Genomic DNA, 23,675 nt, shown 5'->3' on the forward strand with positions numbered 1-23,675 from the left:
TTATTCTGAACGTTGTTTATACGCTACCACCTCTATTTCGATCTTAGCTCCTGCCGCTAAAGCTTCTGCCGCATAAGTTGTACGTGCCGGCTTCTGCGGAAAATACTGTGTATAGATTTTATTGAAGGCTCCAAAGTCTGAAATATCGTCCAACACCACCATCGCCTTGACCACATCTTTCATTTCCAGATCGTGTTGTGCCAAAACAGCTTTGATATTTTCCAGAGTCTGACGGGTTTCTGCTTCGATACCTCCTTCAACCAATGTACGAACGGAATGATCCATCCCAATTTGTCCGGCCAAATAATACGTATCCCCTACCTGAACCACATCGCTAAAAGGGGCATTTTGCTTTTTGGGTTCATGGGAAGCATGAAAAATAGGGGTGATTTTTTCAGGGGTTGTTTGTGCTGGTGCGGGTTCTTCTTTGGCTCTATCGGAACAGCCCAAAAGCACTGCAAATAGGGCGCTGAGCAACAGGTATCTGGATTTCATATTTTAGTTTTATGGAAAAGTAAATTACGGAATATTTCAGTAGCAACGGCACAATTGCTATTTTTATCAAAATTTTTTAGGATGTCCGACCAAAATGTTTTTTTCGATTACATCAATGAAGGTTACAAGACCAAAGGCGATGCCTTAACCATGGGTGCTGCCATGTTAGATGGTACCACCGTAACCAATGCCCTAGTAAGGGTACCTCTTAAAACCATGAACCGTCATGGGCTTATCGCGGGTGCTACGGGAACCGGAAAAACGAAGACACTTCAAGTATTGGCCGAGAATCTATCAGATGCAGGAGTCCCTGTACTTCTTATGGATATGAAAGGGGATTTGAGTGGAATTGCACAACCCAGTCCGGGCCACCCTAAAATCGATGAACGCCACGAGGCTATCGGAATACCCTTCGAACCCAAGAAATTTCCAGTAGAAATCCTTTCCCTTTCGGAACAGGATGGGGTACGGCTACGAGCCACCGTAAGTGAATTCGGCCCTGTTTTAATTTCGCGAATCTTAGGAGTTTCTGAAACTCAGGCGGGTATTATTTCCATCCTTTTTAAATATTGCGACGATAATAAATTACCACTATTGGATCTTAAGGATTTCAAGAAGATCCTTCAATATGCCATGGAAGAAGGTAAAGCGGAAATTGCTAAAGAATACGGACGTATTTCGCCAGCATCGGCAGGAGCCATTCTTCGAAAAATAGTGGAATTGGAACAGCAAGGAGGAGACCTTTTCTTTGGTGAAAAATCCTTCGACACAGACGATTTACTTCGCGTGGATGAGAATGGACGTGGATATATTAATATTGTTCGTCTTACCGACATACAGGATAAACCAAAACTATTCTCAACCTTCATGCTTTGCTTGTTAGCAGAAATATATTCCACCTTCCCAGAACAAGGAGATAGTGGCCGCCCAGAACTGATTATATTTATAGACGAGGCCCACTTAATTTTTAAAGAAGCCAGTGATGCGCTGTTGGATCAGATTGAGGCTATTGTAAAGCTCATTCGTTCCAAAGGTGTTGGACTCTATTTTGTAACCCAAAACCCAACCGATGTACCGGATGCGGTTTTGAGTCAATTGGGACTTAAAGTACAACACGCCCTTCGTGCATTTACGGCCAAAGACAGAAAGGCTATTAAATTGACCGCAGAAAACTATCCGCTTTCCGATTATTACAAAACCGACGAAGTACTTACATCGCTCGGAATTGGAGAGGCTTTGATTTCTGCCCTGAACGAAAAGGGGATTCCTACTCCGTTGGCGGCAACATTGCTAAGAGCTCCTATGAGCCGAATGGATGTTTTGGAAGATCATGAATTGGAAGACCTCATCGGTGCCTCCAAACTCATTAAAAAATACAATAAAGAGGTAGACAGAGAGAGTGCCTACGAATTGTTGAATGAAAAAATAGAAAAGGCTAATGCAGAAGAGGCCAAGGAGAAGGCCCGAAAGGAGCGAGAGGAAACAAAGCGTTCTTCTTCACGGAGAAGATCCTCGTCCCGCAGTAGAAGATCGAGTCGAAGTCCTATAGAAAAAGTATTGACCAGCCCTACTGTAATACGCAGTGTATTGGGCATCCTTACCAAACTCATAAAATAACCTATATTATACTACTGAACGAAAACGAATGAAAAAGACTTTGTTATTAAGCGCCTTAGCGGCCCTGTTATTTATACAATGTGGACAAGAAAAGGATCCTTATCTCATTAAGAAAGGTGAGGTGGGCCATTTAACTACTACCGTTACCATGAAGCAAGTGGATTCTATATTCGCCCAAGACTCATTGGTATGGCTTAACCCTGTACAGGATGCTTTGGGAACCCAAGGCGAAGTGGAAATCTATGAAAAAGGCGGGAAGAAACTTTTGATGCTTTCCCCACATTCTGAAACAGATCCCGATTCTAACATTGGTAATGTACAGGTGTTCGACGAGCGTTTCATTACCGAAACTGGCTTGAACATAAACAGCACCTTTGGAGATCTTAAGGCAAACTACGAAATTGAAAGTGTAGAAACCACTTTGAATGCCGTAGTAATATTTATTAAGGATAGTGATATTTTCATCACCATAGATAAGCGGGAACTACCGGAGAACGTTCGGTATACCCTGGACAAGAAAGTAGAGCTGACCCAAATCCCAGACAGCGCCAAGTTTAAGTACTTTATGATTGGCTGGGACGAAGAAGTCGAAAAAGAAGAGACAGAAACAGAAACCGAAGAATAAACAAAGGCCTCCCACTGGGAGGCTTTTTTCTTTATAAAAAATTGTGACCGTTATGAGCATTTCCAATTCTAAAAAGATCATTTTAATCATTATTTCACTTTTAATTGTTGCGATCACTTTCGAAACTTTCCAACAATTATATTTCATTAGACGTTACGACATTGTTCCGAACATCACCTTTCTCGATGTGCTGCAAGGCCAATCCTTTGAATGGATTATATGGATGCTGTCCGCGATTGTACTTTTCTGGTTTTCGAAAAGGAATTTTTCCGAAACACCCTTACAACTCTCCTATTTGGCCCGTTTCACTTTTTGGATTTTATCGCTAACATTTGTCACTATTGTTACCATTTCTATTGTCTCACTTCTTCGGAATGACATGACCATTTCCTTCACTCCGCTTGTTGAAGAATTCATGCCATTTTACACCTATCGAAAAGGACCCATTTTCGTCTTGGGGTATAGTGCATTGGCCATAATCTTCCATTTGTTCTTTTTGAATGAACAACTTCAGATACAGGTACAGGAACTTTCGGAATTGAAAGAGGTAAATCTTCAATTATACAATTCGTTGAAAAATGAAATTAATGACCAAACCACCATTTTGAATATAAAAATTGGAAATAAAAGAAAAATCATTCCTATTGAAGACATCCTATGGATTGAAGCCGATGACTACTGTGTAAAAGTGCATTTACAAGATGGTTCCAATTATACGATGCGAAGTAGTTTGAAAACTTTGGAAACCAAATTGCCCACCAACTATTTGCGGGTACATAGAAAGGCAATCGTAAATATGAAAATGGCCAAAGAACTAAATACTGCCGCTGCAGCCAAACTCATCTTGAACAACCAAGCCGAGGTCCCGGTTTCCAAAAGCAACCTGAAAACAGTGATGGATTTCATTTCCTAATTCCCTTTTTCCCGTTTACTGCAAAAATTTGACCGTTTACTGCAGCCTACACTGCTGCCGATCGGTATTTATCTTTCCTACTGCAAAAGAATTCTGGCTCTCTGCAATACTTTCGGAATTCATTTAGGCAATGCCGTGCTTTATGTTGTTAATCATTAAAAAATTGACTTATGAGAACAACTAAAACACTTCTAGCATTCTGTTTCATTCTTCTATCGGTACACCTGTACGCACAAGACGTTAGATACTTTGCTCCTAACAGAGTATTTAACGCCATAAACGAGTATCAGGAAGACGGCACCTATATAGAAGAATTCATTGCAGCAGATTCTGGCGGGTTGAGCAATCCGCAAGACATGGTCCTCCACCCGAATGGATTTCTATTGGTAACAGGCACCAATAACCCCCAAATTAAAAGTTACGACGCACTTACTGGGGATTATATTGGGGATTGGAGTGACAGTACTTTCGACCTAAGTGTCCCTTCCAAAATGGAATGGGGCCCCGACGGCAATCTGTACGTAACCCAATGGGGAACTACGCAGGAAACCTCCAAAATCGTAAGCTTTGCGCCCGATGGGACTTTTTTAGGCCCCTTTACGCCCTCAGCACCACAAGGATTAGGATTAACTTGGGATGAGAACGATTTCCTCTATATTTCCTTATTCGGTATTACCCCCGGGTCTGGTACCGTAAGAAGATACGATACCGACGGTAACTTTGCGGGGATTTTTGTTGATAGCGTCATTTTAGAAAGCCCTGCTTCCATTTGGTTCGATAGCAATGGCGATTTCTTCGTTCAGGATTTTTCCTTAGGAAAGGTAATGCGCTTTGATAGCAATGGCGATTACATCGACGACTTCATTATCGATCTTATGAATCCAGAAGGGCATGCCTTTCTACCCAATGGCAATATCTTGATTTGTGAACGTGGAGCCAATAAAATCACTGAATTCAATCCCGATGGAAGCGTTATTGGTCGTTGGGACGATGGCGGTCTTTTAGGAGCCCCCAGTTTTGTTAGAGCCATCGATTTTTCTACAGCTAGTGTGAACGATCATACTACTAGCGCTGTGTTGGTAACCCCAACCCTAGGAACAAAATTCAATTTAAACCCTATCTTGTTATCACAATACAGTACTATCGAGGTATTTGACACTTTAGGACGATTGGTCGCTTCCTTGCAAATGGACGAAACCACAGTCTTGGATTTAAGCGCTCATGCAACCGGAACTTATTACATCCAGGCCCGAGGAAATGATGGGCAAAAGGCTACTCAAAAAATAATGATCGAGAAATAAATATACACCACAATCCTGTTCAAGTGGCTTTGGGCAGGATTTTATTTTTATTATTATGAAATCAACTTTTTTAACCACCCTACTCTTATTCATTGCCCTTGCCATAAGCGCACAGGATGAATACAATGCGTCTGCAAAATATCCTTACGGGCGACTGAATCCGGAAGCGTCGAAACAAACGGGCGACTATGCGCATTTAATCGGCACGAACACTTGTAAATCGACCCAACGCAACCCAGATGGTTCTTGGCAAAAAACGCAGGACATGAAATGGATCTTTAAATATATCCTAAACGGTTATGCGGTGCAGGACGAAGCCATTAAGGCCGATGGAAATATTGGGGGCAGCATTAGACAGTTCATTGCCGATAGCAGCAAGTGGTATGTACACTATTACAACAATCAGTTCCCAACACCCACCTTACCTGCTTGGGCAGGAGAAAAGAAAGGGGACAGCATGGTATTGTACAATAAGCAGAAGGCCCCGAATGGCATGGATGGCTATTATCGCATTACTTTCGGAAAAATATCCAAAGAAGGATTTGAATGGAAAGGCGAATGGGTAGACCTCACCGAAAAGATTGTGTATCCTACATGGAATATCTCCTGTACCCGGGAAGAATCTGATGAATAATATCGGACAAACGACTTCGAAATAAATAGTATCTTAGGGGGAAACATACAAACTATGCTTTCCCCCTTTCATTTGGCCATTCCCGTAGATGATATTCCTGCTAACCGCACCTTCTACCGAGAGGTGTTAGGTTGTGAAGAAGGAAGAAGTAGCGACCACTGGGTCGACTTTAATTTTTATGGGCACCAATTGGTTATTCACTACAAAGAACCTGCCACTGAAAAGGCCCACCATAATCCTGTGGATGGAAAGGAAGTTCCCGTACCTCATTTTGGAGTCGTACTGCCCATGGACACCTTTTGGGAATTGGCCAAAAAATTGGAAGAACGTAACATTTCCTTCATTATAGAGCCTTATATACGGTTCGAGGGTCAAACAGGAGAGCAAGCCACTATGTTTTTTAGAGATCCTTCGGGCAATGCCTTGGAATTTAAGGCTTTCAAAAACATAGATCAACTATTCGCCAAATAATATGAAAACCATCCCACAGAACATTATCCGCCAAATTTTTATCCTCATCATTATGCTCATTATGGGAGGACTCATCTTTAGGGAGCTTCTACCCTACTTCTCCGGGGTTTTGGGAGCCATTACCATATATGTGTTGATGCGTGGATGGATGATCCGTCTGGTGAGAAAGGGATGGAATCCTAATCTAGCCGCAACCTTGCTCTGCGTACTATCCTTTGTAGGGATACTCCTCCCCGTTTCGGGGGTAATCCTAATGTTGGGGAACAAGATTGGGAATGCCGTTCAGAATTCGGAAAAGGTAATAACCGCCTTGAAAACACAACTCGGCGAATGGGAAGCAGAATTGGGTTACGACCTTGCCTCAGAAATTGACGTAGGTGCTATTTCGACCTGGCTATCTAATAATCTACAAAGCTTTGCGGGAAGTACCTTTAATGTCTTCATTGCCGTCGGACTCATGTATTTCATATTGTTCTACATGTTCACGGATCGAAGAATGATTACTGATTCCGTAGGGGACTATGTTCCTGTTCGCAGAGAAAATCTAAAGGTAATTGGCAAGGAAATCCTGGCTATGGTACGCTCTAATGCACTCGGTATTCCATTGGTAGCTATTGTACAGGGTATTGTGGCCCTTATCGGTTTCCTCATTTTTGGAGTACAGGATCCTTTCTTTTGGTTTGTTATCGTCGCTGTAGGTTCTATGATTCCGTTCGTTGGAACTTTGATTGGAATTGTCCCTGTATTCATCTTGGAACTCTCTACGGGAAATACCTTTCAGGCATGGGGAATCCTTATCTATGGGTTGGTCGTTGTAGGTTCGGCAGATAATATTATTCGACTCTATGTTCTGAAGAAACTGGACAACGTGCATCCATTAATCACTTTGGTGGGTGTTATCGTTGGGGTGCCTCTCTTCGGATTTATAGGCTTGATCTTCGGACCGCTCCTTATTAGTCTGTTTTTGGTGCTGCTAAGCATTTATCGAAAGGAATACCAAAGCCCACAGGGGTAGCTACCCTAGTTACAACCCTTTCAATTTCTCCATGACTTCTTCCCTGTAGCTTCTACTAATGGGCACAGCCACTCGGTTTATGGTAATTACTTCGGGAGTGTAACTATCTATTTTGGACAAGGAAACCACATAAGAGCGATGTACCCGAATAAAGGAATGATTGGGTAATTTCTGAAGCACATGACTCATGGTTTCGCGGGTGACCAAGGTTTCTTCTGGCATGTGCAATTTCACGTAATCGCCATAACTTTCAATATGGGTAATATCGTTGAAGGCAACCTTCTTCATTTGTCGGTCGCACCGAAAGAAGGTAAAATCGTTTTGTGGTGTTTCGACCGTGTTAGATTTTGAATCGATAAACTTCTGAACCCCTTTCATTAATCGCTCTAAAGAAATAGGCTTCAACAGATAGTCTACAGCACTTAGGTTAAAGCCTTCTACCGCATACTCACGATAGGCAGTGGTAAAAATGACATCCATCTTGCCTTGTATGGCATTGGCAAACATAAGACCATCGATTTCGGGCATATTAATATCTAAGAAAATCAAATCGATCGATTCCTGATTAATCGCCGAAAACGCCTCTGCCGCACTTTTACAACTGGCTACCATCTCAATCTGATCCAATTTGGAAAGATGGGTTTCCAGTATTTCCCGGGCTACAGGTTCATCGTCTACGATAATTGCCTTATACGTCTCCTTCATAGTTTTCAAAATTTATCGATAATGTCACTTGGTGCCATTGGGTGTCTTTTTCAATCTCCAACGTATATCCATCTGGATAGAGGGCTTCCAATCGTTCTTTGCTATTCTTTATCCCCAAGCCATGTCCTTTTTCTGAAATACGCTCGGCAGAAATGGTATTATTTATCTGAAAGGTTAAGCGTTCTTCATTGGCCTTAACGGAAAGCATTACCGTTAACATCCCATCAACTGCCATACCATGTTTGAAAGCATTTTCTACAAAGGGCATTAATAGCATGGGCGGAATCTCGGCTTGCCCCTTTATGTCTTTTTCAAAAATCACATTCAAGGTATCCTGAAACCGTACTTCTTCCAATCCTAAGTACGATTCTATATGCTTCACCTCCTCTTCGATCGGCACTAAGGGTTTGTCTATCTGATTTAAAATATAATCCAACAAATTGGACAGTTTCAGGATAATATCGGGAGTTTCCTTAGAACCTTTTAGAGCGAATCCATAGACCGTATTCAGGGTATTGAAAAGGAAATGTGGATGAATTTGTTGTTTCAGATATAAGAGTTCTTTTTGTTTCAACATCAACTTTCCTTCCAATAATTTTGTGGCCAGTTCACTGTTTAATTGAGCCGTTCTATTACTATGACGGATCAATGTCCATAGGGAGACGAAAGTGACGACCAAATAGATCAAGATGAAAATGAAGGACACATTTCGTGTGGGTATGGGCATTTTATTAATATCGAAGTCGAAAAGGAATACGAAATTGATGAACGTTAACAACAATACCGCGAACACTGAGCATATCACCACATAGATTGCATACAGGGTAAATGTCCCGTATCTTCTTGGAAAGAGATACCTCGGGATTAAATAATAGGCAAACACATAGGAAACCACCGCAGTAATGGGAAGCATGGTGGTAGCAAAGCGAAATACAAATTCCCAGTTCTCGGTTCCATAACTGAAGAAATAAACGAAAAACAGCCACACCAAAAACCAAAAAAGTAAATGAAGCGGAAGTGCTTTCAGAAAATCGAGCATCATTTTTCGCATAGCACAAAAGTGCATAATTTTTGACTGTTCTACCCAGTTTTGAGATGGATAACCTCTTTTTAAAGACGAATTACTTTTCTCTCGCACTTTTTGTCATACACCTATCCCATTTTGCTATAGTGGGTGAAATTTGGGTCGTTAGTCTCATTCTTTAATTTTGAATGGTCGCCAAGGTTAGTTTTGACCTCAATAATTATTAATTTTAAACACTATGTCACAACTATTTGATCGTATTTCTGAAGGAGGACCGGTTTTTATGATTCCCTTGGTTCTTATTATCCTATTCATTGTTGGATTGCTTATTTACACCCTAGTTCTTAAGCGAAACAAAGAAAAAGTCTCCCGACTCATTGGACATATAAGTCTATTCGGTATGATGTGGGGATTTTTGGGTTCTTCCATAGGACTCATCTCGGCCTTCGATGCCATTGATGCTTCGGGGACTGTTTCCCAACCCATGATGGCTGGAGGTCTTAAGGTTGCCCTATTGGCCACAGTCTTTGGCCTAGTCACCTTTTTGATCGGAAGGTTATCCATGATCGTGCTTCATATTACTTCGGAATAAAGCCCATAAAAAATCCCTTTCTTCATTCGAGGAAAGGGACTTTTCTTTTATAATATCTTTTCTTAGTTCGCTTGGCGCTGTTCTCTTGCCAACAAGGTATTTTTAAGTAGCATCGCGATAGTCATAGGTCCTACTCCACCGGGAACCGGAGTAATGAAAGAGGCTTTCTTACTTACATTCTCAAAATCTACATCTCCCTTAATTACATATCCCTTAGGATGGGACTCGTCCGGCACACGTGTAATCCCAACATCGATCACTACAACACCTTCCTTTACCATATCTGCTTTCAAAAATTCTGGAACTCCCAATGCCGAAATAATAATATCTGCTTCGCGCGTAATTTCCTCAATATTTTTGGTTCGACTATGCGTAAGCGTCACCGTACTGTTTCCCGGATTTCCTTTGCGACTCATTAAAATACTCATAGGACGCCCAACAATATGGCTTCTGCCAATAACCACAGTATGTTTTCCTTGGGTTTCCACTTGGTAACGATCCAGTAGCTCCATAATTCCGTAAGGTGTAGCGGGAATGAATGCAGGCATATCCAAGGCCATTTTCCCGAAGTTTTCCGGATGGAAGCCATCCACATCTTTTAGGGAATCGACCGCCAATAATACTTTTTGCTCATCGATGTGCTTTGGCAATGGCAATTGAACAATATAACCATCGATATCGTCATTTTCATTCAGTTCCTTTACTTTGGCCAATAATTCCTCTTCTGTAGTGCTTTCTGGCATTTTGACCAGTGTAGAATCGAAACCAATACGTTCGCAAGCTCTCACTTTACTACCCACATAGGTTAGACTGGCACCATCTTCCCCGACAAGAACCGCAGCCAAATGCGGAACTTTTTCTCCGCGTTCTTTCATTGCGCTTACTTCTACAGCAATTTCGTCTTTAATGTCGTTTGAGGTTTTTTTGCCGTCTAATAATGTCATAGTGTGTGGTTTTCAGTTTACAGTTTCAGTACGCAGTCTCAGTTTGCAGTTGACAGTCTCAACGCACATTGCTTACTCCGAACTTGTACGGATTATTAATCATGTAATTAATTAACTTTCCTACTTCTCGACTCTCTTCTGATAATCGTTCTTCCTCTTCTTTCGAAATATAATCGCAAGCTCTTGCAAAACTTAACCAAGTTTGTGTTTCCGCATTTTCTGCATCACTATCCGTTAACTTGCTTATAAAATGTTTTTCATACCTCCTTTTGCGATAGGCTTCGGAAATATTTGCACAAACCGAACGTGAACTCCTTCTTATTTGATCTGTTAGCGAATACCTTTCTTCCTTAGGAAAAGATTTTGATATCTCGAAAACTCGCATGGCCAAACCAAACGACTTCTGATAAGCCAACAATTCCTTAAACCCCATACTGCTAACTGCTACTGCCTACCGCCAACTAAAAAAGGTATTTTATCTCATTTTGCCCATCATCTGCATCATCTGTCTTCCACGGCCACCTTGCATCATCTTCATCATCTTGCTCATTTGGTCAAATTGTTTCAGCAATTGGTTTACTTGCTGTACCGAAGTTCCGCTTCCCTTGGCTATGCGCTTCTTTCTGCTTGCATTGATTATAGCTGGTTTGCTTCGCTCCCCAGGAGTCATGGAGTGTATAATGGCTTCAATATGTTTAAAGGCATCATCGTCAATATCCATTCCTTTCAAGGCCTTTCCAGCACCGGGAATCATTCCAATGAGATCTTTCATGCTTCCCATTTTCTTTACCTGCTGAATCTGTTTTAGGAAATCGTCGAAACCAAACTGGTTTTTCGCAATCTTTTTCTGAAGTTTTCTTGCCTCCTCTTCATCGAACTGCTCTTGGGCCCTCTCTACAAGGGAAACCACATCTCCCATCCCCAAAATACGATCGGCCATACGGGAAGGGTGGAATACATCAATGGCATCCATCTTTTCACCCGTACCGATGAATTTAATAGGCTTGTTTACGACACTTTTAATGGAAATGGCGGCACCCCCTCGGGTATCACCATCCAACTTGGTCAAAACAACCCCTTCGAAATTAAGTCGGTCGTTGAAAGCTTTGGCCGTGTTCACCGCATCCTGACCCGTCATGGAATCTACCACAAACAGGGTTTCTTGAGGAGAGATCGCTTTGTGGATATTGGCAATCTCGGTCATCATCTCCTCGTCTACAGCTAGACGACCTGCTGTATCGACGATCACTACATTATGTCCGTTTTGCTTGGCATGGGCAATCGCATTCTTGGCGATCGCTACCGGATCCATATTGCCTTCTTCGCTATATACGTCTACTTTGATCTGCTCTCCGACTACATGCAACTGATTAATCGCAGCAGGGCGGTACACATCACAAGCTACCAATAAAGGTTTCTTGGTTTTTTTGGTTTTGAGGAAGTTCGCAAGCTTACCGGAGAAAGTAGTTTTACCACTACCCTGTAAACCTGACATAAGGATAATTGTTGGCGTGCCACTTAAATTGATGCCCTCGGTCTCTCCACCCATGAGTTCGGTAAGTTCGTCCTTTACGATCTTCACCATTAACTGCCCCGGTTGAAGGGTAGTCAATACATTCTCCCCAATGGCCTTCTCCTTCACACGATTGGTGAATTCTTTGGCAATTTTAAAGTTAACATCCGCATCTAAAAGGGCACGACGTACCTCTTTAAGGGTCTCGGCTACGTTAACTTCGGTAATACTTCCATGTCCTTTGAGGACGTGGAGGGCTTTATCCAGCTTATCGCTTAAATTATCGAACATATGCTTACTTCCATTTTTAAGAACCGCAAAGATACAAATTGAGCAGGGAGTGGCAAAGGGTAACAATTTATTAGTTTCTTAGACCCATAATTTACTATGAGCTCTTTCGGATCTATAAATCATATGATAATTACCCTGCGCAATAATGCCAAATTATTGTACAAAAAGAACGTCTTTAAGAAAGGTGCCGACTTTTTCAAACCAAATAGCGCTGATTATCGATCTAGTGAGACGGGAATTGCTTCAGAGCCTATTTCGAAAGCAAAACTTCAGGAAATTCGTGAGAAAATACAGGAACAAAACCGCAGGCGAAGAAAGCGCTTGGCGCTATTCCTCTTGATTGCCTTTCCCATTTCGGTGGCATTGATCTATTACACTTTCAAAGATTTTGAATTTGGTTTCGCAGGAATCTCGAATACAAAGATGGAAAGTGCCAACCTAGAAAAGCTGAAAGAGGACAAATTTCTTTTTTATCTGAAAGACGGCGATGCATGGTTGAAGAAAGGTAGTTATCACAACGCCATTTTTCAGTATACCCGAGCTACAGAATTATTCCCATCGGAATACAGTGGGCATTATCGCTTGGTGCTGGCCTATAGCTATCAATGCCAATATGAATTTGAAGGTTGTGAAGAAGGGAAAAGACTTCTCGAAAAGTTAGAAAAACAGTATCCAAATGACGAGGGATTGCAAAAAACAAAAGCTGTATTCGATCATTGGGGTACTCCATAAAAAAACCGCCTCGGTTCCCAAGGGTTCCAAGGCGGCCTAACAACTAACTAAACAACCAAACTATCTATAGCCAGTTTGCTATAAAGTAGGTAAAATCACTTTGTGGATGGCGTGTATTACTCCATTGATCGATTGTACGTCTGTAACAATTATATTGCTTACGCGCCCATTTGTATCTGTAATGGTAGCGTTTGTGGCATCTATGGTAATCTCACCTCCCAAGGTCGTCACGGGACCATCGGTAAGATCGGCGGCTCGTACATTATTTTCGGCAATAACATGCGTATTTAATGTGGCCGTTAAGGTAGCCGTGTCTATATCATCTAGACTACCTACACCCAATTCGGTTAATAGGTCTCCAAAAGCATCATTGGTGGGTGCAAATACTGTGAATGGTGCTGGAGAAGTTCCGTCTGGCGTACTTAATACACTTACAAAATCCGGCTGATCCGAACGGGTAAGTGCAGCTACCAAAGTAGAGAAGGTAGGATCGGCCGTAGCGAAGGTCACTACATTCGGCAATCCAATTACCGCATCTACTGCATGGATAACACCATTATCTACTTCTACGTCTGCAGTGGCCACGGAAGCCTCTCCGTTTAGGGTAACCCCAGAAGAGGTATCCACATACATACTAAGATTAAATCCGTTTATGGCAACTCCTAGTGTATTTATATAGCCAGTATTTAGCTGTGTAGAAAGTACGGAACCGCTTACAACGTGATTTAACAACACATTGGTGAGTACATCGGTAGGAACATCGTCTAAGGATGTAAAATTATTAGCCGTTAAGAAAGCATCGAAAGCGGCATTGTTTGGGGCGAAAACTGTAAATTCTATGGTTCCATCTAAGGTAGTTACCAATCCTGCTCTATCCAGGGCAGCCAAAAGGGTCGAGTAATCCGCATTATCCGATACAAAATCGGCAATGGTTTGACTACCAGGATCCATTACATTACCGTTGTCGTCATCATCGCTACATGATACTATGGACAACGCTAAAAAAAGTGTCAAAGTTAATTTTAAGAGGTTTTTCATTTCAATTTTTTGTTTAAGATTTGTTTGTATAGATAAAACAATTTCATTTTGAAAATTACTACCCCTTTGTAGTGTTTTTATTACTTTTTTAACGTTTTCAGAAAAGGCAGAAAAGCAAAAAACCCGCTATAGAAGCGGGCCTTATATATTATTGGTAAGCAGCTAAAATACTGACTATTGAGGAAGCAAAACGATATCTATGAAATGAAGAACCCCATTGGAAGCTTGAATATTCACCTCTTGAATATTGCTTGTTCTTCCATTGCCATCAGTAAGGGTTGCATTGTCGGCATCGACGGTAATTTCATCCCCTAAAGTGGCGAGCGGTCCACTTACCAAATCCTCTGCTCTTAGATTGGATTGAGCTACTACATGCGTATTCAAAGTGGCAGTTAACGTTGCTCCATCAATTTCGGAAAGATCTCCTAGTCCTAATTCCAAAAGCAATGCATCGAATGCGGCATTGTTTGGTGCCCATAACGTAAAAGGAGTATCTCCAGATCCCATTTCGGTGCTTAATGTACTTACGTAATCGGGTTGATCGTCCCGCGTCAATGCTGCTGTCAATGTGGATAAATTCGGATCGGCCGTAACAAAAGTGACCAAAGTGGGATGTGTAATAACAGCATCTACTACATGGATCACTCCATTGGCTAGGCTTACATCTGCTTGGGATACTGTAGACATCCCATTAAACTGTACCCCATTGGTTGTATCCACATACATGCTTAGCAAATCGGAACCTCCATTAAACGTAGCCTGGGTATTCACATATCCATTAGATAAGTCTCCGGACATCACACCACCGGCAATAACATGATTCAGTAATAGAGAAGTGAGTTCATCTACGGGCAAATCATCCACATCTTCCCCTTGCAAAAAGCTTGAAAAAGCTGCGTTGTTCGGTGCCAAAAGCGTATATTCAGAATTCCTATCATCCAGCACGGCATCAAGTCCAGTTACCTGCAGTGCAGTTTCCAAAATGGAAAAATCCGGGTCTACCTGAACCCATCTTGTAATGGTTGGGTCTAGGGTTTCTAATGTAGACTGCGACCACAATACTCTGTCTATCTTATGCATCACACCATTAAGAGTCTGTACATCGGCCGTAACAACTCCAGCAGGGTTCCCTGTGGCGTCTACAAAACCAATGGATTCCCCAATAGTTACCACAAGGTCTTCGCCAGTATTCGTTGTGATTGCCTGATTTTGCTCTAAACCATCGCTGCGTAAATTCTCACCTACTATAATATGATGATCTAGGATATCGCGAAGTACTTTGGCAGGGATTTCATCGAACCCAGACACTCCCATTAAAGAGAACAGGTCCTGAAATGCTTGATTGGATGGCACCATTACGGTGTAGGTAATCTTTTCGAAAGATAACAATTCAATATAATCGGTTCCGTTTTGGGAAGCTGCATTCAGCAACTCCTCGAATCGACTGAATTCTGAACTTGCCTGGGCCATTCCACTGGTAGTTAGAACGTCTATTAACGCATTCACTTCATGAATTACCCCATTACTTCGAGTGATATCCGCATTTACTACAGTGGCATTTCCATTGACAGTAATTCCATTATTATTGGAAGCGAACAAGGATAAAGGATAATCCAATGCCTCTGAAAATGTATTTCGGAATCCTTGAAGGTTCGACGCCTGAAGGTTCCCAGCCAACAAATGGTTCAATAGAACTTGTTGCAGCGTCTCGATAGGAATTTCAGAAACGCTTTCATATTCATTAGCTGTCAGAAAGTTCTCGAAAGCTGCATTATTGGGAGCGAACAGGGTATAATCATCGGTGCCGTCCAACGAAGTGTCCAGACCTACACGAAGTATAGCTTCGTTTAAAAGTGACAATTCTGCAGTGTTGGCAATATAATCGGCAATGGTTTCCGGATTATCGGGGGTTTGTCCATTAGAGGTGTCATCCTCGCTACAACCAGCGATAAAGAACAATGAAACGATACTAAGGACAAGGAGTAGGTTATTATTTCTCATAACGTATTTCAAAGTAGCGCAATTTAAAAAAATGAAATCACTACGCTAGGACAAATCCGAAATAAGTTTGAGAGAATGAAACAACCTTAGTCGCAAATGGAAATGTAGGCTAGAATATGGAACTTCAACTCTTCATTGGAAGTTATCTGAACCTCTCCTCCATTTTCCAGTCGGATGATAATAGGGTAACTGATATTGGCAATCCAATCTTCATTCAACAATTCAATGCCCGTAAACGTATCCCTATCGTGGTTAAATGTGCGGGTTTCAAAATTTGTGGTTACCGGATCGTAAATTGAAAGTTGTACGGGATATTGTAGGTCAACGCAGGTAATACGCTCATCGAAAATGTCGCCATTGGCACACTGAGCGATTAAGTTCTTGAAAGCAGCATAGGTAGGCACTTCCAACTCTAAGTAATTCGCAAAGGTAACGGTTACCGGAAAGGTGGGGACTAATTTGTCATACATATCGAAGGGCTCTAAATCCTCTGCCTTGGTCACCACATATTCTTTACCGTTGGCGGTACATTCGTAAGGGAAATTTATACTAAAACATGATGACTCGTCAACGACGTCATCGAAGGTTCCGTCATGGGTAGCTACCGTTTTCACCAAATTGAGCAATTCATCGTCTTGGGACAACTGTTGCTCCTCATCCTGACTCTCCACTACTTGAAACTCTTCTTGTTGGCATGCAACCAATAATAAAAGCGCCAATACCCAGTAATAATTTTTCATATCAACATTTTTCAACTGTTAATATAACAACTTAACCATAAAAATTCCTACTTTCGAAACCATAATATTATATACCTCCAATTTCTATGGCCAAACCGCTCTTCCAAAATGTATGCAACGAGCAGGTCTTTTCGCAATTATACAAAAAATGGTCGAAGGACCTGTATAATTTTATCTATTATCGTTATGGTGAGAAGATTGGACCGGAGGATAAAGTACAAGAAGCCTTTGTAAAATTATGGAAGCATTGTAAGGAGACTCCACCGGAAAAGGCCAAGAGTTTTTTGTTTACAATTGCGAATAATTTGAGCCTTAACGACCTGAAGCATCAAAAAGTAGTATTGAAGTACCAGGAGCGAAAACCCAGGGAGCATACCAACGAAAGTCCACATTTTCTTTTGGAGGAAAAGGAATACATGCAAAAATTTGAGAAAGCACTGGCCAATTTATCCGATGGACAACGCGAAGCTTTCCTTTTAAACCGTGTTGAAGGGAAGCGACATAAAGAAATTGCAGAACTTTTAGGTATTAGCAGAAAGGCCGTTGAGAAGCGTATTTACGCGGCTTTAGACAATTTGAGAAAAGAAATTGAAGGAATTTAGTAAAATCTAGGTAGGAATTTTTTCAGTTCGATTGTTATATAAGTGAATTGACATGAAAAAGGAAGATTTAATTATTAAGTGGTTGGATAACAACCTCAATGAAGAAGAGCTAAGGGCGTTCAAGAAATTGGACGCCTCTAGTGCTTTTATGAAAATAGACGAGGCTGCCCATCGTTTTGGAGCTCCTTCCTTTGATGAAGCGCGAGTTTTTGAGCAAATTCAACAAGAAAAAGGAAAGGCCGAAACCAAGACTCCATGGACGCGTTATGTAAGTGGAATCGCCGCGGCCATTGTTGTTTCTTTAGGACTTTATTTCGCATTTTTTAATACTACAGATGTAACGTACATCGCAGAAAATGCAACCCGTACCGAATTTACCTTACCCGATCAATCTGAAGTAATTTTGAATGCAGGATCCAGAATCGTCGTCGATGAGGATGATTGGTCATCGCAACGGGAATTACAATTAAACGGAGAGGCCTATTTTAAAGTGGCTACTGGAACTACATTCAATGTAATCACAGATCACGGAATCGTTTCTGTTCTCGGCACAGAGTTTACGGTGAATGCGCGTGACAACTATTTTGAAGTGACCTGTTTTGAAGGGGTTGTACAAGTACGAACCGATGACACTACAGTACGCTTGCCCGCCGGTAAAAACTTTAAAATATTTAATGGCCAGGTGTTCGATGGGTCTGTAACCATAAGCCAACCCTCTTGGGTCAATGCTAAAACTACTTTTAAAAGTGTGCCTTATTACGAGGCCATTAGCGAATTAGAAAGGCAATATGATATTGAGATCACCTTCGATCCCGTTTTAAATAATACTCTCTACACGGGAAGTTTTACTCATGAAAATTTGGAGACAGCTTTGGAAGCTATCACAATTCCCCTTAACTTGTCATACGATATGAAAGGAAAGAATGTGGTGCTAAAATCCAACTAGCTGTGACCCAACCCAAAAGGTTAACCTTACTTTTTACCCTTTTTATTTCTTGTTTTGCTATGGCGCAAAACACTGTGGGGCTTCGAGACTATCTAGAAAATCTAGAAAGCAGCTACCCCTATACCTTTTCTTTTAAGGACGAAGATATTTCCAGTCATTATGTTACCAATCCCAATGCCAGTTCTTTTGAAAATGCATTGGATTTTTTAGGTAAAAACACCTTATTTCAATACAGAGTTTTACCCGACAATACCATTACCATTAGCCGGAAGGAAAACCTAGTTAGCATCTGCGGAAAGGTATTTAATGATGTTGATGGACTTCCCTTTACCAGTGTAGCGGTGATGTCTCCCTACCAGCAAGTACTTACCGATGCCGAAGGGTTATTCTCTATGGACATACTCAATCTTGGCGATGCCATTAACTTCCAGTATACCGGATATGAAAAAGTGACGCGTTCGGCTTCCGATTTTACGGGCCCAAGCTGTGGTCAAATCACATTGTCACCACGGATTGAAGTACTTAATCCTGTAAACTTGACCAATTATTTTGCCAAGGGTATTTCTAAAAACAATGACGGGACCCTCACGGTAAATTATGACGAGTTCGATATTCTACCAGGGCTCATTGAACCCGACGTATTGCTCACCATACAGGCACTTCCGGGGATACAAAGTGTAAATGAGTCGGTTTCCTTCCTCAATATCCGTGGAGGAACCAATGACCAAAACCTTATTCTATGGGATGGCATTAAAATGTACCAAAACGGTCATTTCTTCGGTCTGATCTCGGCCTTCAATCCTTTCCTGACCGAAAACGTAACCGTTACCAAAAACGGAACCTCAGCTTTGTTTGGCGATGGTGTTTCTGGTGTAATTTCGATGGAAGGTGATGACGAAATTACTTCAAAAGTGAAAGGAAGCCTAGGGCTTAATCTTATTAGTGCAGATGCCTTTGTAGACGTTCCTTTGGGTAAAATAGGCTCGGTACAGGTTTCGGGACGTAAGAGCATTAACAATATTGTAGAAACACCAACCTATACGTCCTATTTTGAAAGGGCTTTTCAGAATACAGAGGTAACCTCTATGGGGGGTGACGTATTACCCAATAGTGATGATGATTTCAGTTTTCTCGATACAAGCTTTAGGGTGTTACTGAAACCTACCGAAAAAGATTTGTTCCGTTTCAATTTTATGGTACTGGCCAATGAATTGGAATTTTTGGAAAATGCCCGTATCGATGGCGAATTTCAATCCTTACGAAGCGATTTGTTGCAGAACAATGTTTCTGGTGGATTCTACTACCAAAGACAATGGAACGATCGGTGGAATACCGACTTCCAATTTTACGGAACCGCTTATGAATTACAGGCTTCCAACCAGGATGTGGTGAACAATCAGCGATTGTTTCAGGAAAATGATGTGCTGGAATCTGGTGCGCGATTGACCACCGATCATCGATTTTCGGATAAAATCATGGGACGGTTGGGATATCAGTTCAATGAAACAGGGATCACCAATTTCGAGCAAATTAATAATCCGTTCTTCGAACGCACCGATAAGCAAGTAATAAGAACCCATAGTTTCTTTGCAGAATCGAACATACAAGCACTTAAGAATACCGCTATTAATGCTGGGCTACGACTGAATCATGTAGGGAAATTCAATGAGCTCCTATGGGAACCGCGATTGAGCTTAACCCATAGATTCCTCAATTATTTCACTTTTGAATTATTGGGAGAATTGAAAAGCCAAACCACTTCCCAAATTATTGACTTTCAGAATGATTTCCTAGGGGTCGAAAATCGCCGTTGGGTATTGTCGCGACCCAATGATATTCCTATTATTAAAAGCCAACAAGTGTCGGCCGGTCTTACCTTCAGCAGAAAAGGTTGGCTCGTTAATGTAGAACCTTATCTGAAAAAAGTGGAGGGTATTACCTCCCAAAGCCAAGGATTTCAGAACCAATTTGTGAACGAGCGATCGCACGGGAGTTATATTGCCAAGGGAATTGATGTCCTTCTGAATAAAAATTTCAAAAGCATTACCACTTGGTTGAGCTATTCCTATGCCAAGAATGACTATGAATTCGAGGATTTTATCCCCTCTGAATTCCCCAACAACCTAGACATTAGACATACCCTTTCCTACGGTATCAATTATTCTTTTAAAAACTTCAATCTTTCTGGCGGTTTCAACTGGCATACAGGAAAACCCACTACCCTTTTGGCCCGTGGCGAAGAGATTGTAGACGGGGCACTAAATTTTGCACGGCCCAATGGAGAAAATATCAAGGATTATTTCCGAGTCGATATTTCGGGTACCTACGAATTCAAATTGAGCAATAGCTTCGATGCCTTCGTGGGTGCTTCTATTTGGAATCTACTGGATACGGATAATGTGGTGAATCATTTCTTTAGACTTAGTGACGATATGGAAGTGGAAGAAATTGACGAATTTGCCCTGGGCTTTACGCCCAACTTCTCTTTTAGGATTATTTTCTGATTCTTCCATCCTAAAAAAGGTATCTTTAGTCATGTCAATCATAAACTAATAAAACAATGAAATTAAGATTACTCTTTCTTTTAGCATGTATGCTATGCTCATTTTCTAGCTTTTCCCAATCGGAAAAGGAAAAGGTCATAGAGACCGTGAACAAAAGTGAAATAGAAGGCCATATCTACTTCTTGGCCGATGATTTATTAAAAGGAAGGGAAACTGGCACCCCCGAAAACAAAATTGCGGCCTCTTATTTGGCCAATATGTTTCGCACCTACGGTGTAAAACCCAATCCAAAAACTGGGGATTATTATCAGAAGGTTCCATTAGAAAAGACTTCGCCGCCTTCTACATTAGAGTTGGAGATAGATGGTAATGAAATAAAGAACAAGGTGGCGCTCAATGCACAAGCCATGGAATCGAATGCTGATGCCATTTATTTGGGATATGGGTTGGAAGAAGACTACAAAGGCAAGGATGTTCACGGAAAAGTAATCCTTATTAAAGCGGGAAGTTCGGAAACCAATGATGCAAGAGGGGCTTTCGGATTGAGAGGAACAAAAATGGAGTTGGCTCAAAAGGCTGGAGTAAAGGCTATCGTAGAATTTTTACAAGCCAAAAACAATATGTGGGGATTCATAGAACACAATTTTAATGAACCCAGCTTACGATTGGCCTCAGGCGAAGGTGATGAAAAAAGTGGACCTGCTTATATTTGGGTTCAGGATGCCAATGGAAGCCTTAGCGATAAAATAGCCACTGGAAAGCATGGAGTTTCCTTAAGCATGAGCGCACAGAAGAAAGAAAAGGTAATAAGTCAGAATGTAGTAGGTGTTATAGAAGGAACCGATCCGAAATTGAAAAACGAATATATTATTTACTCTGCTCATTACGATCACGTAGGTGTTGGTAAACCTGATGAAACGGGCGATACTATTTACAATGGTGCTCGAGACAATGCCGTTGGGGTAACGACGGTATTGAGCATGGCAGAAAATCTGGCCAAATACCCTACCAAACGATCGGCCCTTTTTATTCTATTTACTGCAGAAGAGAAAGGACTATTGGGTAGCCAGTACTATGTTGAAAACCCTGTATTGCCTTTAAATCAGATGGTATACTGCTTTAACAGCGATAATGGAGGATACAATGATACTTCTTTGGCCACCATTATCGGTTTGCCTAGAACCACCGCCGAACAGCATATTAAAGATGCGGCCAAAACCTTTGGTCTTACTGCTATAGATGACCCGGCTCCAGAGCAAGGTCTTTTCGATAGAAGTGACAATGTTCATTTTGCGGCCAAGGGAATTCCTGCACCTACTTTTTCCATGGGATTCACTTCCTTTAGTGGTGACGTAACAAAATACTACCACCAACCCAGAGATCATGCCGATAGTATCGACTATGATTATATGGAAAAGTTCTTCAAGGCTTATGTAATGGCAGGAAGGAATATTGCCAACGATCCCCTTACTCCCTTTTGGACAGCTGGCGATAAATACGAAGCAGCAGGTAAAGCACTATATAAACGGACCGACATTAAGGACTAATCATAACGCCTCGGGAAACCGGGGCTTTTTTTTGGAAATTATGGAGTGATTTTAAAGTCATGCCAACCCCTTTTTCACCTCCCTCTATGAATTCATAGATTTTTTCTCGCTACAGGAATTCTTTGATAGCAATTCACTGGTTTACAGGTACTTTTGACCTGTAACCAAATTTAATTCTTGCATTATGAGAAAATCAATTCTTGTCATTCTAGTGGCACTATTCGCTTTCGGATTCCAAGCCGAAGCACAAAACTGTAATCAGGGGGAAAAACTAGCTCAGGACACTTGGGCAGAATGGGGTCCCTGGAAACCAAGTATTTCCTTAATTCCTTGGAAAAACAAAGTACAACGTATTAAAAACGTATGGAACGCTATTGCTTCCAATGGTAGTGCTACCATCGGTCCACGATTTTTAGAATTGGACGGAGGTAACGAAACCGGAACTATTTTGGGCAAGACCAAGCGAACCTTTGTTACACCGCCTTCATTCGATAACCGTGTAGAAGTTACCATCAACAAATACGATGGAAAAGCCAAAACAGGGGTCGTTATCTGTACCATGGGTCGCAATGGAGTACTTCAACAAAAAGCAACTTATGAATTCCCAAATGACAGGAATGGAAAGGTAAAGAAGTTTACACTCAACAACGTGAAAGGGAAGATCATCATCATCGCAATGAGAAATAAGTCGGTAGGAAATAAATTCAAGTACCGCATCAACGCAAAGAAGAAGTAAGTTAATTTTCAATCGTACCAGATACCCGTCCCAAGTATCTGGTCTTTATCTCAATTTTAGTTATGAAAACACTACTTTACGTCATTGTCTTTTTGCCACTAATCGCAATCGCACAACCCAAAGTATACTCTGTAGAACCTGTCCCCAATAAAGAAGTGCTCTACGAAGGAAATCTCATTGAAGGAACCTTTTTACAAGACCTATCTTGGGCATGGAACAGCAGCAATGCCTGTTTTCCCGAAACCCAAAAAACAAAATTCACAGGGAAGCATTTGTTCTTTACCGGAATCATTCCTAGATATAGCGAAATGACGGTTACAGTCATCCCTAAAGATCCAAGTAAAAACTTCAGCATCTATGCTTATGAAATGGGTACAGGTAGTGATTACTTGGTTCCCAACTTACCCAGATGCATACGCTGTGAGGCCGATCATAAAAGAGACCGTGCTTTTGCTGGGAAAGCGCCGCAGGATCATACACGAACGGTAGAAAACTTGGTTGCCATAAACAATCCTTACAGAGTAGTTATAGGTGTTACAGGGGCCGACGGATTGGAAGAAGGTGAATTTATATTAAAAATCAGCATGAAAACTAAGTGATTAATTCTTCGAGAAGGACTGGTTTTGGGAATAAATAACTAACTTGAAGACATATAACCTCGCAAGTTATATGAACACTATCCTCCAAAA

At 41.4% G+C, this 23,675-nt stretch carries 24 protein-coding genes; 15 read left to right on the forward strand and 9 right to left on the reverse strand.

Annotation, left to right across the window (positions count from 1 at the left end; translation table 11 throughout):
* Complete coding sequence (locus tag POV27_RS15685) at positions 1 to 495, reverse strand: RidA family protein (RefSeq protein WP_272863739.1); 495 nt, start codon at positions 493 to 495, stop codon at positions 1 to 3.
* Positions 496 to 576: 81 nt separating this feature from the next.
* Here POV27_RS15685 and POV27_RS15690 point away from each other — a divergent pair, with 81 nt between their 5' ends.
* From POV27_RS15690 to POV27_RS15720, 7 genes are all read left to right on the forward strand, one after another.
* Positions 577 to 2,112 carry a helicase HerA-like domain-containing protein gene (locus POV27_RS15690; protein WP_272863740.1) on the forward strand — a complete coding sequence of 512 codons (1,536 nt, stop codon included), beginning with the start codon at positions 577 to 579 and terminating at the stop codon, positions 2,110 to 2,112.
* A 28-nt stretch (positions 2,113 to 2,140) separates the two neighbouring features.
* Positions 2,141 to 2,737 (forward strand): hypothetical protein, encoded by a 597-nt coding sequence (locus tag POV27_RS15695; RefSeq protein WP_272863741.1) that lies wholly within the window; start codon positions 2,141 to 2,143, stop codon positions 2,735 to 2,737.
* A 52-nt stretch (positions 2,738 to 2,789) separates the two neighbouring features.
* Positions 2,790 to 3,650 (forward strand): LytR/AlgR family response regulator transcription factor, encoded by an 861-nt coding sequence (locus POV27_RS15700; RefSeq protein ID WP_272863742.1) that lies wholly within the window; start codon positions 2,790 to 2,792, stop codon positions 3,648 to 3,650.
* Positions 3,651 to 3,820: 170 nt separating this feature from the next.
* Positions 3,821 to 4,951 carry a T9SS type A sorting domain-containing protein gene (locus POV27_RS15705; protein ID WP_272863743.1) on the forward strand — a complete coding sequence of 377 codons (1,131 nt, stop codon included), beginning with the start codon at positions 3,821 to 3,823 and terminating at the stop codon, positions 4,949 to 4,951.
* 55 nt (positions 4,952 to 5,006) lie between these two features.
* On the forward strand, positions 5,007 to 5,585 hold the full coding sequence (locus POV27_RS15710; protein ID WP_272863744.1) for a hypothetical protein: 579 nt from the start codon (positions 5,007 to 5,009) through the stop codon (positions 5,583 to 5,585).
* 54 nt (positions 5,586 to 5,639) lie between these two features.
* The gene (locus tag POV27_RS15715) at positions 5,640 to 6,056 is read left to right on the forward strand and encodes a VOC family protein (protein ID WP_272863745.1); all 417 of its coding nucleotides are present in this window, start codon (positions 5,640 to 5,642) and stop codon (positions 6,054 to 6,056) included.
* Between the two features lies 1 nt (position 6,057).
* Positions 6,058 to 7,071, forward strand: coding sequence for an AI-2E family transporter (locus POV27_RS15720; RefSeq protein WP_272863746.1), 1,014 nt, complete (start codon positions 6,058 to 6,060; stop codon positions 7,069 to 7,071).
* Between the two features lie 9 nt (positions 7,072 to 7,080).
* On the opposite strand, the gene POV27_RS15725 is transcribed toward POV27_RS15720, so the two are convergent.
* Positions 7,081 to 7,776, reverse strand: a complete 696-nt coding sequence (locus POV27_RS15725; RefSeq protein ID WP_272863747.1) for a LytR/AlgR family response regulator transcription factor — start codon at positions 7,774 to 7,776, stop codon at positions 7,081 to 7,083.
* A complete protein-coding gene (locus POV27_RS15730; RefSeq protein WP_272863748.1) occupies positions 7,760 to 8,818 on the reverse strand; it encodes a sensor histidine kinase in 1,059 nt (352 codons plus the stop codon). The genes POV27_RS15725 and POV27_RS15730 overlap by 17 nt, the downstream gene beginning before the upstream one ends.
* Before the next feature lie 220 nt (positions 8,819 to 9,038).
* Between POV27_RS15730 and POV27_RS15735 the strand changes: the two genes are divergently transcribed.
* Entirely contained in the window at positions 9,039 to 9,392 is a 354-nt protein-coding gene (locus POV27_RS15735; RefSeq protein ID WP_272863749.1) for a MotA/TolQ/ExbB proton channel family protein, read from the forward strand.
* A 62-nt stretch (positions 9,393 to 9,454) separates the two neighbouring features.
* Here POV27_RS15735 and POV27_RS15740 read toward each other — a convergent pair whose 3' ends face one another.
* From POV27_RS15740 to ffh, 3 genes are read right to left on the reverse strand one after another with little or no spacing between them, the layout of a single operon-like run.
* Positions 9,455 to 10,336: a bifunctional 5,10-methylenetetrahydrofolate dehydrogenase/5,10-methenyltetrahydrofolate cyclohydrolase gene (locus tag POV27_RS15740; RefSeq protein WP_272863750.1), complete on the reverse strand. Its 882-nt coding sequence runs from the start codon at positions 10,334 to 10,336 to the stop codon at positions 9,455 to 9,457.
* A 58-nt stretch (positions 10,337 to 10,394) separates the two neighbouring features.
* On the reverse strand, positions 10,395 to 10,769 hold the full coding sequence (locus tag POV27_RS15745; protein WP_272863751.1) for a four helix bundle protein: 375 nt from the start codon (positions 10,767 to 10,769) through the stop codon (positions 10,395 to 10,397).
* Positions 10,770 to 10,811: 42 nt separating this feature from the next.
* Positions 10,812 to 12,140 (reverse strand): signal recognition particle protein, encoded by a 1,329-nt coding sequence (gene ffh / locus POV27_RS15750; protein ID WP_272863752.1) that lies wholly within the window; start codon positions 12,138 to 12,140, stop codon positions 10,812 to 10,814.
* A 123-nt stretch (positions 12,141 to 12,263) separates the two neighbouring features.
* Between ffh and POV27_RS15755 the strand changes: the two genes are divergently transcribed.
* The gene (locus tag POV27_RS15755) at positions 12,264 to 12,872 is read left to right on the forward strand and encodes a tetratricopeptide repeat protein (RefSeq protein WP_272863753.1); all 609 of its coding nucleotides are present in this window, start codon (positions 12,264 to 12,266) and stop codon (positions 12,870 to 12,872) included.
* A gap of 78 nt (positions 12,873 to 12,950) precedes the next feature.
* Here POV27_RS15755 and POV27_RS15760 read toward each other — a convergent pair whose 3' ends face one another.
* From POV27_RS15760 to POV27_RS15770, 3 genes are all read right to left on the reverse strand, one after another.
* Entirely contained in the window at positions 12,951 to 13,910 is a 960-nt protein-coding gene (locus POV27_RS15760) for a fasciclin domain-containing protein (RefSeq protein ID WP_272863754.1), read from the reverse strand.
* Positions 13,911 to 14,084: 174 nt separating this feature from the next.
* The gene (locus POV27_RS15765) at positions 14,085 to 15,911 is read right to left on the reverse strand and encodes a fasciclin domain-containing protein (RefSeq protein WP_272863755.1); all 1,827 of its coding nucleotides are present in this window, start codon (positions 15,909 to 15,911) and stop codon (positions 14,085 to 14,087) included.
* An 86-nt stretch (positions 15,912 to 15,997) separates the two neighbouring features.
* Entirely contained in the window at positions 15,998 to 16,651 is a 654-nt protein-coding gene (locus POV27_RS15770) for a hypothetical protein (RefSeq protein WP_272863756.1), read from the reverse strand.
* An 86-nt stretch (positions 16,652 to 16,737) separates the two neighbouring features.
* On the opposite strand from POV27_RS15770, the gene POV27_RS15775 reads away from it, so the two are divergent.
* From POV27_RS15775 to POV27_RS15800, 6 genes are all read left to right on the forward strand, one after another.
* A complete protein-coding gene (locus POV27_RS15775; protein WP_272863757.1) occupies positions 16,738 to 17,253 on the forward strand; it encodes an RNA polymerase sigma factor in 516 nt (171 codons plus the stop codon).
* Positions 17,254 to 17,305: 52 nt separating this feature from the next.
* The gene (locus POV27_RS15780) at positions 17,306 to 18,199 is read left to right on the forward strand and encodes a FecR family protein (RefSeq protein WP_272863758.1); all 894 of its coding nucleotides are present in this window, start codon (positions 17,306 to 17,308) and stop codon (positions 18,197 to 18,199) included.
* Positions 18,200 to 18,258: 59 nt separating this feature from the next.
* Entirely contained in the window at positions 18,259 to 20,703 is a 2,445-nt protein-coding gene (locus tag POV27_RS15785; RefSeq protein ID WP_272863759.1) for a TonB-dependent receptor plug domain-containing protein, read from the forward strand.
* Positions 20,704 to 20,759: 56 nt separating this feature from the next.
* Complete coding sequence (locus tag POV27_RS15790; RefSeq protein WP_272863760.1) at positions 20,760 to 22,250, forward strand: M28 family peptidase; 1,491 nt, start codon at positions 20,760 to 20,762, stop codon at positions 22,248 to 22,250.
* A 184-nt stretch (positions 22,251 to 22,434) separates the two neighbouring features.
* Positions 22,435 to 22,986 (forward strand): hypothetical protein, encoded by a 552-nt coding sequence (locus tag POV27_RS15795; protein ID WP_272863761.1) that lies wholly within the window; start codon positions 22,435 to 22,437, stop codon positions 22,984 to 22,986.
* 62 nt (positions 22,987 to 23,048) lie between these two features.
* The gene (locus tag POV27_RS15800; RefSeq protein ID WP_272863762.1) at positions 23,049 to 23,585 is read left to right on the forward strand and encodes a hypothetical protein; all 537 of its coding nucleotides are present in this window, start codon (positions 23,049 to 23,051) and stop codon (positions 23,583 to 23,585) included.
* Positions 23,586 to 23,675: the final 90 nt, after the last annotated feature.

It is taken from the genome of Aureisphaera galaxeae, from assembly GCF_028561275.1.
GTDB classification, from domain to species: Bacteria; Bacteroidota; Bacteroidia; order Flavobacteriales; family Flavobacteriaceae; genus Aureisphaera; species Aureisphaera galaxeae.

Coding starts and splice junctions, on each gene's coding strand:
- POV27_RS15685 (WP_272863739.1), bottom strand. CDS start 495: ATGAAATCCAGATACCTGTTGCTCAGCGCCCTATTTGCAGTGCTTTTG.
- POV27_RS15690 (WP_272863740.1), top strand. CDS start 577: ATGTCCGACCAAAATGTTTTTTTCGATTACATCAATGAAGGTTACAAG.
- POV27_RS15695 (WP_272863741.1), top strand. CDS start 2,141: ATGAAAAAGACTTTGTTATTAAGCGCCTTAGCGGCCCTGTTATTTATA.
- POV27_RS15700 (WP_272863742.1), top strand. CDS start 2,790: ATGAGCATTTCCAATTCTAAAAAGATCATTTTAATCATTATTTCACTT.
- POV27_RS15705 (WP_272863743.1), top strand. CDS start 3,821: ATGAGAACAACTAAAACACTTCTAGCATTCTGTTTCATTCTTCTATCG.
- POV27_RS15710 (WP_272863744.1), top strand. CDS start 5,007: ATGAAATCAACTTTTTTAACCACCCTACTCTTATTCATTGCCCTTGCC.
- POV27_RS15715 (WP_272863745.1), top strand. CDS start 5,640: ATGCTTTCCCCCTTTCATTTGGCCATTCCCGTAGATGATATTCCTGCT.
- POV27_RS15720 (WP_272863746.1), top strand. CDS start 6,058: ATGAAAACCATCCCACAGAACATTATCCGCCAAATTTTTATCCTCATC.
- POV27_RS15725 (WP_272863747.1), bottom strand. CDS start 7,776: ATGAAGGAGACGTATAAGGCAATTATCGTAGACGATGAACCTGTAGCC.
- POV27_RS15730 (WP_272863748.1), bottom strand. CDS start 8,818: ATGATGCTCGATTTTCTGAAAGCACTTCCGCTTCATTTACTTTTTTGG.
- POV27_RS15735 (WP_272863749.1), top strand. CDS start 9,039: ATGTCACAACTATTTGATCGTATTTCTGAAGGAGGACCGGTTTTTATG.
- POV27_RS15740 (WP_272863750.1), bottom strand. CDS start 10,336: ATGACATTATTAGACGGCAAAAAAACCTCAAACGACATTAAAGACGAA.
- POV27_RS15745 (WP_272863751.1), bottom strand. CDS start 10,769: ATGGGGTTTAAGGAATTGTTGGCTTATCAGAAGTCGTTTGGTTTGGCC.
- ffh (WP_272863752.1), bottom strand. CDS start 12,140: ATGTTCGATAATTTAAGCGATAAGCTGGATAAAGCCCTCCACGTCCTC.
- POV27_RS15755 (WP_272863753.1), top strand. CDS start 12,264: ATGATAATTACCCTGCGCAATAATGCCAAATTATTGTACAAAAAGAAC.
- POV27_RS15760 (WP_272863754.1), bottom strand. CDS start 13,910: ATGAAAAACCTCTTAAAATTAACTTTGACACTTTTTTTAGCGTTGTCC.
- POV27_RS15765 (WP_272863755.1), bottom strand. CDS start 15,911: ATGAGAAATAATAACCTACTCCTTGTCCTTAGTATCGTTTCATTGTTC.
- POV27_RS15770 (WP_272863756.1), bottom strand. CDS start 16,651: ATGAAAAATTATTACTGGGTATTGGCGCTTTTATTATTGGTTGCATGC.
- POV27_RS15775 (WP_272863757.1), top strand. CDS start 16,738: ATGGCCAAACCGCTCTTCCAAAATGTATGCAACGAGCAGGTCTTTTCG.
- POV27_RS15780 (WP_272863758.1), top strand. CDS start 17,306: ATGAAAAAGGAAGATTTAATTATTAAGTGGTTGGATAACAACCTCAAT.
- POV27_RS15785 (WP_272863759.1), top strand. CDS start 18,259: ATGGCGCAAAACACTGTGGGGCTTCGAGACTATCTAGAAAATCTAGAA.
- POV27_RS15790 (WP_272863760.1), top strand. CDS start 20,760: ATGAAATTAAGATTACTCTTTCTTTTAGCATGTATGCTATGCTCATTT.
- POV27_RS15795 (WP_272863761.1), top strand. CDS start 22,435: ATGAGAAAATCAATTCTTGTCATTCTAGTGGCACTATTCGCTTTCGGA.
- POV27_RS15800 (WP_272863762.1), top strand. CDS start 23,049: ATGAAAACACTACTTTACGTCATTGTCTTTTTGCCACTAATCGCAATC.